General features: G+C 38.6%; 9 protein-coding genes and 1 pseudogene. 5 read left to right on the forward strand and 5 right to left on the reverse strand.

What is annotated here, in order from left to right; all coding sequences use genetic code 11:
- The 3 genes from ACKTT2_RS43540 to ACKTT2_RS43550 form a co-directional block, all read left to right on the forward strand.
- The coding region (locus ACKTT2_RS43540) for a hypothetical protein (RefSeq protein WP_407898367.1) at positions 1-190 on the forward strand (190 nt) is incomplete at its 5' end.
- Between the two features lie 246 nt (positions 191-436).
- Positions 437-2,644, forward strand: a complete 2,208-nt coding sequence (locus ACKTT2_RS43545) for a hypothetical protein (protein WP_407898369.1) — start codon at positions 437-439, stop codon at positions 2,642-2,644.
- A gap of 24 nt (positions 2,645-2,668) precedes the next feature.
- On the forward strand, positions 2,669-4,885 hold the full coding sequence (locus tag ACKTT2_RS43550; protein ID WP_407898371.1) for a hypothetical protein: 2,217 nt from the start codon (positions 2,669-2,671) through the stop codon (positions 4,883-4,885).
- A 90-nt stretch (positions 4,886-4,975) separates the two neighbouring features.
- On the opposite strand, the gene ACKTT2_RS43555 is transcribed toward ACKTT2_RS43550, so the two are convergent.
- Positions 4,976-5,350, reverse strand: coding sequence for an HPP family protein (locus tag ACKTT2_RS43555; protein WP_407898373.1), 375 nt, complete (start codon positions 5,348-5,350; stop codon positions 4,976-4,978).
- A 999-nt stretch (positions 5,351-6,349) separates the two neighbouring features.
- Here ACKTT2_RS43555 and ACKTT2_RS43560 point away from each other — a divergent pair.
- The gene (locus tag ACKTT2_RS43560) at positions 6,350-7,291 is read left to right on the forward strand and encodes a Tll0287-like and HAMP domain-containing protein (protein ID WP_407898375.1); all 942 of its coding nucleotides are present in this window, start codon (positions 6,350-6,352) and stop codon (positions 7,289-7,291) included.
- A gap of 13 nt (positions 7,292-7,304) precedes the next feature.
- On the opposite strand, the gene ACKTT2_RS43565 is transcribed toward ACKTT2_RS43560, so the two are convergent.
- Positions 7,305-8,972 (reverse strand): serine/threonine protein kinase, encoded by a 1,668-nt coding sequence (locus tag ACKTT2_RS43565; protein WP_407898377.1) that lies wholly within the window; start codon positions 8,970-8,972, stop codon positions 7,305-7,307.
- A gap of 742 nt (positions 8,973-9,714) precedes the next feature.
- Here ACKTT2_RS43565 and ACKTT2_RS43570 point away from each other — a divergent pair.
- Entirely contained in the window at positions 9,715-10,326 is a 612-nt protein-coding gene (locus tag ACKTT2_RS43570; RefSeq protein ID WP_407898379.1) for a hypothetical protein, read from the forward strand.
- Positions 10,327-10,469: 143 nt separating this feature from the next.
- Here ACKTT2_RS43570 and ACKTT2_RS43575 read toward each other — a convergent pair whose 3' ends face one another.
- From ACKTT2_RS43575 to ACKTT2_RS43585, 3 genes and pseudogenes are all read right to left on the reverse strand, one after another.
- Complete coding sequence (locus tag ACKTT2_RS43575) at positions 10,470-12,404, reverse strand: FHA domain-containing protein (RefSeq protein WP_407898381.1); 1,935 nt, start codon at positions 12,402-12,404, stop codon at positions 10,470-10,472.
- 132 nt (positions 12,405-12,536) lie between these two features.
- Positions 12,537-12,665 (reverse strand): annotated as a pseudogene (locus tag ACKTT2_RS43580) (DUF6760 family protein); the annotation flags it as partial.
- A gap of 20 nt (positions 12,666-12,685) precedes the next feature.
- Positions 12,686-13,066 carry a phage tail assembly protein gene (locus ACKTT2_RS43585; protein WP_407898383.1) on the reverse strand — a complete coding sequence of 127 codons (381 nt, stop codon included), beginning with the start codon at positions 13,064-13,066 and terminating at the stop codon, positions 12,686-12,688.
- Positions 13,067-13,077 lie beyond the last annotated feature (11 nt).

The following is a 13,077-nucleotide window of genomic DNA, read 5'->3' on the forward strand; positions in this document are numbered from 1 at the left end:
AATAAGAGAAATTCAGTTCCCGGACCTTTATAAGGAAAGGGGGGAAATAAGAGAAATTCAGTTCCCGGACCTTTATAGGGAAAGGGGGGAAATAAGAGAAATTCAGTTCCCGGACCTTTATAAGGAAAGGGGGGAAATAAGAGAAATTCAGTTCCCGGACCTTTATAAGGGGAGGGTTAGGGTGGGGTAAAAAATATTTGATACATCAATCATGACTTTTAAAACATCCTCTAAGGAGAGGGTGCTGACAAGTAAGTAGCCGAACATAATATTAAATGTAATTAGAAAAGGTCAAAAAAACGAAAAGAATTTTAGAAAAACAGTAAAAATCTCTAAAAATTAAACTAAAGTCTATGCAATTACGGTAATTTGCGATCGCATCATTATGTAGGGGCAGATGCCCAAAGGTAAACTGCTGCTGATAAATCAGTGATATATGGATAACCGTATTATTAATGCTAGTCTTTCGACTCAAAGTGTGACATTTAAACCGGGCGGTATGGCATCTACGTTTGACGTTACTGTCATTAATGGTAGCGATCGCTTTGCTGCTTTTCAGATGGAAGTTATAGCAGCAGGAGCAAGTCGTAGTTCGGGTTCTCAGTGGTATCGTCTCTCACCAGAGGTTGCAGCCGCTAAGCCTCCTGGCAGTAGTACTCAATTCACGGTTGAAATTTTTGATACGCCATTACCAGCATTTACTGGCACTATAAATTTAAGCGTGAGAATCTTTTCACCTCAGTTACGTGAAGAGCGTAAATTGGTGTTGAGACTTACCATTCTGCCCGGATCTGCATCTACACTGTTAATTCTAGAATTGCCAGTGCGACGCTTTCAAGTGTATCCCCGTAATTCAGTTGACATAGTAGCAAGGGTGCGGAATATGAGTCCGCATTCCGTAGAAACTTTACTCCGTCTTGATGGTATTTCTCCTTCTTGGCTTACCAACAGTGCAGAACGAAGATTACTTCTAGAACCAGGTGCTCAAATTGAGACAACTTTTCCTTGCCAACCTCCATCAGCAGATCGATCGCCTAGCGAAGATTACCCTTTCACTGTTCAAGCAATAAGTCGCGATGGTGCTTCAACCCAAGCCGATGGCGTGCTTGAAGTTTTGCCAGTCGGCTTTGTTGGGTTTACTGCTGAGCCACAACAACAAACCATTCCCAATCATAGTAAGTGGTGGCGATTACCCGATCGCAAGTCTAACTCAACATCATTTCAATTGCTCTTTAAGAATAGCACCAATCTCCGTCAGCAAGTTGAGATACAACTTCAAGGTAGAGATTGGCGAAAAGTCACTTATAAGTCAGTTCCTGAAAATGCCGATTTGACTTTAGGAGAAGTGACTAAAGTACTCCTTTATATCAGCACAAAACGCCCTTGGATAGGATTTCCAAAAACTTTACGGCTAGAAGCTAAAGCTTTACTCTCAGATGGACGTTTGGGTAGTACAGACCCGACAACTCAGAGCCTTGATGTTAAGGTCTTACCTATTATACCTTTATGGTTGTTATTATCTTTACTGGCAATACTTGCAGCACTACTTGCACTTCTTCTAATGCCCGCACCTATAGGACATACAGATATTGTAAATTCTGTAAGCTTTAGTGGTGATTCTTTCTCAGTGGTCAGTGGTTCCGATGACTGTACAATCCGTATTTGGTCAGTTGATGACGATCGCTTAAACCCTAAAGGAATGGCTGCAAGTCCTATTGCAGTTACTTGTGATGGGAAAGCACCATCAGCGAGAGGTCTTTTAGCAGTGATTGGTCAGGCTGTACGAACTTTACGTTTTATGCCGAAAGATAACGATCGCATTGCGGCTGGTTTAGAAAGTGGAGAGATTCAATTTTGGAATGTCCGAACAAGGGAAAAAGAAAATACACTCCGCGATCCAAATGATATGACTAGCGATCGCGTATTTACCCTCGTTTTTACCGAAAACTCCCTTAACCTATTTAGCGCTCACGGCAGTGGTAAGGTAAGACTGTGGAAAAGATCGGGACCCGGTACTAACTTTGAATCAAACCCACAAGTTATTGATTTAGGAAAAGATATAAAGTACCCCATACGATCGCTAGCCCTTAGTGAAGATGAGACTATTTTGGCGACAGTTGGAGACTTTAAGCGTGTCATGCTCATGAATCCAAGTTCTCCAGAAACAACGTTAAGGCAATTATCAGGATCGAAGTTAGTGGGTGGTGATGGGGACTATGTTTGGAATGCTGCTTTTGCTCCTGGCTCTCACATACTAGCAACTTCCGATTCTGATGGTTTTATTTCTATATGGGATCTAGATAACTGCACCGTCAATAATGCGACTCCCGATGGACAACAGACATTTATTCAGCAACAATGCCAATTGCGCGATCGCTGGCGTGCATCACAAATATCAGTACGAGGTCTTAACTTTTACTTAGACGGTAGCAAATTAGTGAGTGCTGGAGACGATGGAAAAATTATCATTTGGCCTTTAAAATCCGATAAAACATTAGACCGAGCACAAGCCGCCAACGGTCAACTTGCTGCTCGAAATGACATTAAAATCAACACATTAGATTTAACAAAAGATGTTCAAGGAACGATGGTTGTAGATGGTGACGATCGCTTACTCGTACAACTTCACCGCTTGCCACAATAGCCACAATCAACAAACTCCTTTAAAATGCAAAACAAAGCTAGTCCACTATCGGTGATTATAGATCCTCCCGGCGTTCAACCCGCAATGCCTGGAGATACGGTTGAACTTTATATTGTGATTACCAATCAGAGCGATCGAGGTGCTGTTATTGATGTGTTTTTTGATGAAGCATCAGAAACCCTACATCAATGGAGCAACTCATCGCGAGAAAGCTTAGCACTCGGTCCTCAACAGAGTAGCGAGTTAACATTTCAATTTAAGATTCCTGCAAATACTTTACCAGGAACCTATGACTATACTCTAGTTGTAGATGCTCCAGAACATTTTCCTGAAGACACGCCGATACAGTATCCGCGACAACTCAAAGTTATGCTCAAAGAGCATACTGTCGTTCGAGTTAACGATCCCACTTTTTCGTTAAAACCAGCAAGTAACCCTCGTAACCCAATAATTCTCAAATCAAAAGAGGCTTTGCAGATAGAAGTGATGGTTGACAATCGGTCAAACCGAGTCGATCGCTTTCGTCTAGTTTGCTCAGATTTAGAAGATGATTGGTATGCAATTCGTTACCCCAATACAGGTGTAGAAGGACTTGGTATATTAGCTGGAACAAGTGGATTAGAACTCAATCCAAATACAAGAGGAAAAATCCTGTTAGAATTAAAGCCTCCTGTCAATACTCTAGCTGGTAGTTACTCTCCAACGATTCGCTTGTACTCAGCGAACTCTCCAGATTTAGTGCTGCTAGATTTGGTATACATCCAAATTCCTCCCATACACTTACTCGATGTCGAACTATATACCCTTCGCGGAAAAGTCAGTAACAGTTTTGGGTTATATGAAATCAAACTGACTAACCGGGGTAACACACCACGGGATTTAAAACTTAATATCAAAAGCCGGGATGAAGAACAACTCTATAAATATGAATGCGAGCCTCGGAAAGTACGCCTATTCCCCAATAAAAGTACTAAAGTTAATTTAACAGTGAAACCCAGACCGTGGTGGCGACGACCGTTATTTGGTTCTGCGCTTTCTCTGAATTTTCAGGTTAGTCTGCAAGATAAAGACGAATACCCTTTACCCGATAAATTACCTGAAGGTACTTTATTATGGAACTCTCGACCGTGGTGGCAATTTGTTCCTTTTTTTATAACACTTATAGGAAGTATAGTAGGAATTGCATTTTTAATTTGGTTATTTTTCTTAAAACCACCTTCTCCAGCACAGTTAGTTGCTTTTTCCCCAGATAGTATTAATTACATTCAAGGTGATGAAATCCGTTTAGATTGGCAAGTTAGCAACTTTCAACAAATTTCTAAGCTAGAGATAGATAATCAAGGACAGACAAATAATCAAAGCCAAATACCTAGCGCTCCTCAGATTTTTGATTTCCGTAAAGGGATTCCCAATAAACTCAATAATATCTGTCAAGCACAACTTAAATACTTAACCTGTTCAAACTACGATACTGGCGTTACACAGCCAGGGAGTTATACTTTTACCCTTAAACTCTACACTCAAGGACAGAATAAACCTTCTTCCACCCAAAGTATCACAGTCAAAATCAATGAAAAACCAGCAGCCCGAGTTGGGAGTTTTCAATTAGACAAAAGCCAGTACACATCAGGTGATACAATGCTTTTAAGCTGGACAATTCAAAATCCAGACCAACTCGCACAACTAAAAATTACTGGTAAATCAGATAGTGGAAGTGAGAATGTCCTTGCAACTTATACAAACGACCAATTGAAAAAGTCATGTCAGCTAACACCTCAACTGCTTACCTGTACTAAAATTTCTTTAAAAACTCCCGAACCAGGAAAATATACGTTTGCACTCCAAGCTTTTTCTCAGTCAGGTCAGCCCCCCAATTCTTATTCAATAGAATCTACAATTAACATTCTATCTAAACCACTTCAGATTATATTTTTCACACTGAATGATAGCCAAGAACCTAATATAGTTCTTCAACCCAACGAACCTGTCGTTTTGCAGTGGAAAGTTGAGGGTGAAGACATTAGCGTTCAGCTGACACCTTTTGGAACTGTTGCTTCCTCCGGTTCATTAAACCTGGTGGCTAATGAAGCCTTACCAAGTACAATTCAATTGACAGCAACTGATAAATTCGGTCATAGCAATTCAAAAGGCTTTTCTGTGAAAGTCAGTACTCCCACTCCACTTTCATCAATTCCACCTTCTGCTCCTTTTATGCCTCCACCAAGATTTAACAGGTTTTAACAAGAAGGCAGAAGTACGAGGGCAGATGGCAGCTATGTATATGCCCTCATACTTCTCAAGGGCGAAAGGGGGCACTCACAAGATCAACAGTTAGAACCAATACTTGGGATATGTTCTCTCGTGTGCCAGATTATTGAATACCACAGCACAGAGTACCAAAATTATGGAACCTTCTAAGGCAGGAGTTAAAAGAAACTGCCAGGATGCTTTCGTCATCATCACAACTAATGCAACTGCTCCCGGAGAATTAGTTTTTACAGAAAGGTAAGCTGTTGCTGCTATTCCAATAAAACTACCGCACCAACTCCAAAATATATGTATATGGTGAGGTCTATGTAAGCAAGATGAACGCCTAGTTCCACATATTTTCAAGCAATAGTTTTTCCATTTCTCCTGAACATTTTGATAATTCAACCTCGTTAGATAGTTTGAATAAAACCGTCCTTTGGGTAAATAACCTTTCATAATTTTCCAGAGCAACTACAACCAACAACACAACAACCAAAAACACCTAAAAGATTAAGTGTATTTATTTTCTTAGCTAATCTTTATGAGCCAATTCATTACAACATTCCTAAACTCTGTCAATAGGCAGAACTTTTAATGAGAGTTATCAGCTAAAATTCAAATCCTAATAAACAGAACCTTGAACCATAAATCAGCATTTTTATCGGTAAAAAATTCAAATTCATCGATTTAAAGAGTTTGGCATCCATAAAATGTCATGGAATTATGACATACGTGTTCTAGAATATCGTTTGAAGCCGAGCAAGGAAATATAAAACTCATATAAATAAGTAATATATTTTATAAGTATTACTTATATTAAGGAAACAAACTAAACTTTGGTGTTATCTGGCAATACTCTCCATAGTTCACAGTATGTTTATAAGAGGATGTTTGAAAAGTCATGATTCATGTATCAAATATTTTTTACCCCACCCTAACCCTCCCCTTGGAAAGGGGAGGGAACTGAATTTTTCTTGTTTCCCCCCTTTCACGCGTGGGGACTAAGGGGGGTAATAATGTGATTAAAATCACAAGTAACCACTTTTCAAACATCCTCTAAGCAAATAGCTGATAGATGTAGTATCAATACTGCTAGAGTTTTGGTTTGTTAGCACAATTGTCAAAATGTAGACACGAGCTGTTTGAAGCGTCTTTCTTGGATGGCTTGATGAGCCTCAACCGCATTTTCTAGTGAAAATATGTCCTTGATAATTGCTTTTAATCTTCCCCCCGCTACATCGCTAAGTAGTTTTGTCGTCAGTTGTTTAACATAGTCAGCTTTGATTTTTAAATTATCAAAGAATTCAACACAATTCGACTTTTAGCTATTGTCTTTATACTGTAAATCTCAATAGTATGTATTGAGATGGTTTCTTATGGTAATTGATTTGATAAAACCATCTGTAAAATTCGTTGATTAATCAGTAAAAATACTATATTTACTCATTGAAACGTATGCTTAAAAGTACAGAGTTATCTAACAAGTTCGAAAAAATAACTAAAAATTTAAAACTGGCTAATAAGTTTAACTTTCTTCTAATGCTTGTTTTTCTCGGTAGTATTATAGTTGGTGGATTTATTTTCTCAAATTTGCTTACGCAAAAAGCACAAGAGGAAATAACCAATCAAGCTAATAGTTTACTTCAATCAATGAATTCTGTGAGAGACTATACTACAGATGAGATAATTCCTCTTTTCGAGAATAAGTTGCAAAACAGTACAGAATTTATTCCACAAACAGTAGCATCTTTTTCTGCAAGAAAGGTTTTTGATAATATCCGTAAAAACGAGCGATATAAAGATTTTGTTTACAAAGAAGCGACTCTCGAGCCCACTAATGTGATAGATAAGGCTGATGACTTTGAAAGACAAATAATTAACCAATTTAGTAGTAATCCAGCCAACACAGAACAATCTGGTTTTAGAAACCTGCCTTCAGGAAAAGCATATTATATTGCCCGACGCCTAAATTTTGATAACCCAACTTGTCTCCAATGCCATTCCACTCCAGATAAAGCCCCAAAAAGTCAGCTAGCAATTTATGGAGACAAAAATGGCTTTGGTTGGCAACTTGATAAAACTATTTTCGCTCAAATAATTTATGTTCCAGCTGATAGAATTCTACAACGTGCCAATCATTCTTGGTGGTTAGTTATGACGATTGAGATTGGTATTTTTGCAATAATTATTCTTGTCATTAATCTTTTACTAAGAAGGGCGGTTATTAAACCTATCATACGAATATCAAAGCTTGCTCAAGCTGTTAGTACTGGCAAAGCTAGTTCTGATTTTGAACAAAAGTCTAATGATGAAATTGGTGTCTTAGCAGCCTCATTTAATAGAATGAAATCTAGTTTGGAAATCGCTATGAGGCTGATATCTCAAAAGAATCAGTAGTTGGACTTAACTCCTAACTCAAGATACGTAGTCTAAATTCTTCAGCTATCTTAGAGTTAGGAATCTGTTTTACTAAAAGACCAACCATCTCTACTGGAGAAATTTTGGGGTAAGATGTCAGAATTCCTTGAATGAGTGAAGGAGCTATTGGACCAATTAATTGAGCTAAGTCTTCTTCACATTCACGTGTAAATCGTCTATCTACTGGTTGATTTTGCCAGTTTTGTAAGCGTGGTTTGGTTTTATCAATGGGTTTTTGGCTAAACAATATTGCTTTCTTCTCAAACTCTTGTCTCTGTTGCGGAGAAAGGTAAAGCATTAAATTTTCTACTAATTCTTTAATATCTGATATTCGTGTTGATATGTCTTGTATTAAGGTAGGAGCGATAGGTCCTATAACCTCTGAAAGAAGCTCAATTAGAGAATCCATTTCTAACGATAAAATTGCATCTGAAACTTCTTGTTCGTGAGGGGTTAGCGGTCGATAAACAGTGCTTTCGTCATAATTTATTTCGAGAGGGGATAAATTCTGGGCAATTGTTTCACCAGTCACTACTTTCTTACGAACTGTTTTATCAAAATTACTGGTTTGAGAGGGAATTCTCGGTTGTGCAATGGTCTGACCCCGTTCGTTTGGGTAAGGACGCGCAATGGTTTTGTCCTGGGAATTTTGGGGAGAACGTGCAATAGTTTTGTCATCAGCACTATGAAGGGGAGGTTTTACCAAAGGTGTTGTTTTGCCTTCTACAACCATCGCTGCTTGCAACGCCTGCTTCAATTCGTCTACCGTCGCAAAGCGGTCATCAGGCGATTTTTGCAAGCACTTCATGACTAGTGTTTCAAGTGCTACTGGTAATTGTGACAAACCGGGTAGCGATCGCAATGATACAGCAGGTTTAGTGGTATGAGCTATAGCCCAAGAAATTTCTGTTACTCTACGTGTATTGAATCCAAGACCAAACGGATCGGTACCGCTCAGCATTTCATAAATAATAATACCCAGACTGTAAATATCCGCACGTCCATCCAGGTTCGTCATGACCTCCAACTGTTCGGGTGCAGCATAGTGATACGTACCTAAAAACATATTTGTGAGTTTGGTCTGTTCGGCGGAATCTTGGCGAATTTTGGCAATTCCAAAATCTAAAATCTTGACCAGTTCTCCTAAAGTTGTAGGAACTAAAAAGATATTGTCGGGTTTTAAGTCACGATGAACTACTTGGATATGTTCGCTAACAGTCGCATGATTTCGCCATAAAGTGACTCCTGCATGAGCAAGATGCAGACCATCACACACTTGAGAAACAATTTTAATTGTTCGCTCTATAGACAGCCGACCTTCACGTCGTAATAACTGTCCTAAACTGAGTCCGCGTAAGTACTCCATGACATAGAAGGGATAACCTTCTTGAGTCACTCCATAATCAGTAACTCGAACAATATGGTCGCTTTTCAGAGCCGCAGACACAGCAACTTCCCGTTCAAAGCGCTTTCTTAATTCTCCTGAGGTCACTAAAGTGTCTTTGAGGAGTTTAAGTGCGACTTGTTGACCTAGCAGCGTATCCATAGCAAGAAAAACATCTCCCATACCACCAGCCCCCAAACGTTTGTCTAGGCGATAACGCTGATGGTCACCAATTGAACGACCTATCCAGGGATCTGATTGAGAAGAAGGTTTCATATAGCAAGCCTGAAAATATTTTAAATTTTAAATTAATTAGCAATTATTGTAGAAGTGTTAGAGGATGTTTGAAAAGTCATGATTGATGTATCAAATATTTTTTACCCCACCCTAACCCTCCCCTTATAAAGGGGAGGGAACTGAATTTCTCTTATTTCCCCCCAATACATCGGGGGGATTAAGGGGGGTAATAATGTGATTCAAATGACAGCTAACTACTTTTCAAACATCCTCTTAGGTTGAGGTTTCAAAAGTTATATGAATAAGTATACTAAAGAAACAAGCTGATTTTTTCAGTTAACAATGCTTTTGATGAAAAATTAAACTTACAGCTAAACATCTCTATTTTTTGAGGAAAAGTTATGCGATTTATTTGAAGTTACAATAAAGACATATTAGACGAAAGACTAAACTTTTTCTCCAAATTATTTGTTATTTATTATGGTCAAGTCTTGTCAATAGCTAAGAGGTTGTTTGAAAAGTCATGATTGATGTATCAAATATTTTTTACCCCACCCTAACCCTCCCCGATGTATTGGTCCGGGAACTAGATTTCTCTTATTTCCCCCCAATACATCGGGGGGACTAAGGGGGGTAATGATGTGATTAAAATGACAGCTAATTGCTTTTCAAACATCCTCTAAAACTTCAGGCTCGCTGAAAGCTGTTCGAGAACTCTCTGGGGAGAGCGATCGCCATAAAAGAATCTGTATGAAATATTCACTTTATAAAAATTTGCAAAATGGAATCTTCTTCTCAACCAGATCCCTTGATAGATCGATTAATTGATGACCGCCTTGCAACAGTAGATGAGTCAAAACAGTCTTTGCAAGATGCGATCGAAGTTACCGATACTACTATTGTTCAGAGTCCTTGCTCAAAAAAAGAAGTTTCTGATGCTACTATTTTTCAGAGTAATTCCTTTAAAGAAGAAATGACTGATACCACTATCGTTCAGAGTTCTTGCTCAAAAAAGGAAGTTTCTGATGCTACGATTGCTCAGAGTAATTCCTTTAAAGAAGAAATGATCGATACCACTATCGTTCAAAGTCCTTTCTCAAAAAAGGAAGTTCCTGATGCTACGATTGCTCAGAGTAATTCCTTTAAAGAAGAAATGATCGATACCACTATCGTTCAAAGTCCTTTCTCAAAAAAGGAAGTTCCTGATGCTACAATTGTTCAAAGTACGCCTTCTAGGCAAACACCTCACTCTCGCAATATTCTAATTCAACTTTTACTGATTTTTGAGATAGTAATTGTTATAGGCTTGGTTATATTTGGTAGCATTGGTATTTATATTCAATTCCACTATTATCAACAAAATATTGAGCAGAAACCAAGTAATAGAAACTAAAAAGCTGTCTCAATCCAAAATCTAAAATCTAAAATCTAAAATGGTATAAGGGGGGTAAAAAATTCTCTAACCACAAAGGATTTGGTTGTATATTACATCGCCAAATCCTTTGCTATAGTTGATTGAGTCAACAGAACTGTTAATTAAACAGCATTTACCATATTTTTAATATAGAGTAATACGGCTTCTGCTGTTGGCAAATTTGTTGCAACCAAAACTTGATTTGCATTACATAACCGCAAGAGCGCATCTTCATTGGCTTGACTTTGAATCGGTAAGATATCTTTCAACAAAATGACTGCTAATATATCTCCCGAGCCAACTAAAGCAGCTATCGATTGATGTCCTCCTGCTGGTACTGAAGCAGTCTTTTGAGAAGTAGCAAAACCAGTTTTAAGGAATAAAGTTTCACTGATGCTGGGAGTTGAGATGGTGAGACATCTGAATAAAAAATCTTTATGCTGAGTTACGAAATCTACCAAATCAGATTTCTTAGTATCGTGAGCCATAAGAGCAATGTACTTTTTACTCAGAATCTCTAAAGCTTGCTTTGGTAGCTGAGGAGTTTGATTTGAGGTTTCAGAATCTTCTTCACTTGCGTCTTCAATATCTGGGTCGAGCGTTGTTTGAGAATTGTCTACTTCGTCCTCGTTTGAAAGTTTTTCTGCTTCTTCAACTGTGTTAGCGATCGCATCAAAATCGTCTACCTCTTGAGTTTCAATGTTAGTTTCTTCAGAAACTGCATTTTCGTCTAGAGTTAATTGAGTATTCACTGCTGAAACTAGATTTTCGTATTCCTCTTCGTTAATAATTTCTAAGTTATGAGATGCTGGTCGAGAGATGAGATTATCTTCACCTTCATCTTCATCCAATTCATCTTCAGTTAAAGGCAATTGAGCATCAACTGTTGGAATGACTTCCTCCTGCTGTTGTTCGTCGTCTTTCCGATCTTCCTCATCTACGACTTCTGGTGTTTCAGTGCTAATTTGAGCAACAGGGGTTTCGTCCTCTGAGTCCTGAGACACTGGTTGAGAGATGATATTATCGTCATCTTCATCTTCATCCAATTCATCTTCAGTTAAAGGCAATTGAGCATCAACTGTTGGAATGACTTCCTCCTGCTGTTGTTCGTCGTCTTTCCGATCTTCCTCATCTACGACTTCTGGTGTTTCAGTGCTAATTTGAGCAACAGGGGTTTCGTCCTCTGAGTCCTGAGACACTGGTTGAGAGATGAGATTATCGTCACCTTCATCTTCATCCAATTCATCTTCAGCTAAAGGCAATTGAGCATCAACTGTTGGAATTGCTTCCTCCTGCTGTTGTTCGTCGTCTTTCCGGTCTTCCTCATCTATAACTTCTGGTATTTCAGCACTGATTTGAGCAACAGGGGTTTCGTCTTCGGAGTCCTGAGATACTGGTTGGGAAATATTATTGTCATCTTCATTGAAGATTTGTTGAGCATTTACTGCTTGAATTGCTTCTTTGTCTTCATTGATGACTGTTTCAGTGTTACGTTCTGAGACTTCTGCTTCTTCTGTGGGCTGAATAAAAGTTGATTCTTCGGACTCTTTAATCAGTGATTGAGAACCATGACTAAAAACAGGCTCAGCAACTTCATGTATTTCTTCTGGATCTTGAGCCATGACCTTCAAGGCTTCATTTTCTGGCTTGACTACACGGTCTTTGATAGCAGCCATAGCTGCTTGCCAATCCATGTTCAATACTGTTACTGGCAATGCTTCAGGCTCTTCATTATTTTTATTGGTTTCTTCCATAACCAGAAGGAATTCACCAATACGGACAACATCACCAGACTTGAGTGCATAAACTTGGTCTGTCTCAACAAGTTTATCGTTTACTAACGAACCATTTATACTACCTAAATCAGAGTAATAGTAATTCCCATCACGCAAGAAGAACTTGCCATGTTGACGACTCACATCCAGGCTATCAAGGACTAGACCAGATTTAGAAGAACGTCCAATAATGTACTCGTTGTTTTCATTGGGAATGAGGTTAAGGTTAACCTCGTTGATTTTATCCAATGTTTCTGCATTCAAAACTCTTACTTTCATCATAAAATCTAACTTTTAATAGAATTGAATTGGACGGGAATAATTATGCTTAGAGTATGGCATACAAAATATGCCTACATCCAAACTAATTATTTGAGTTAATACGCTTGTACAGAATTAATTTTTTAGAAAAAATTAAGCTTTTGTTTGCTGATTTATTTTATTAATTTCTGTTACCCAGCGCTGACGAGCTTTATGTTCGAGATTCAAAATTTCATCGTGTGACCAGTGAAAATGGTAAGCAAGAAAAGCTACCTCTTCATATAATTTATTTGAAGGGTAGCTTAAGGCTCCCCCACAAGTTCTAACTCCACTGCAAACTCATTATTGCAATGGGGACACAAAGCAGGAATGCGTGCATTTCCTTGTTGGTTGACACGATTATAAAATTCCCGCAAATAGGCAATGTCGCGGATGACTAACTTTTCCAAAAAATCAGGAGTGACAGAATTGAGACTACCCAAGCGCGTAATAACTTGTGAAAGCATCACTAAGAAACTATAGCCAGGATTATCCCGAACACTAGGATGCTGTTGGGCTAAAATTTCATCTTTTGCTGTCGCCAAACGCATCACTCCGTGACGATGAACTCGGTTTTGATTATCTGCGAGACCTCGCGGAAGAATAAAAGTAAATTCATTGTGCAGAGAATCTTTACGGGACATAGGAATAAAAA

The organism is Scytonema hankhaensis NUACC26 (genome assembly GCF_045865695.1).
Classification (GTDB): Bacteria; Cyanobacteriota; Cyanobacteriia; order Cyanobacteriales; family Nostocaceae; genus Scytonema.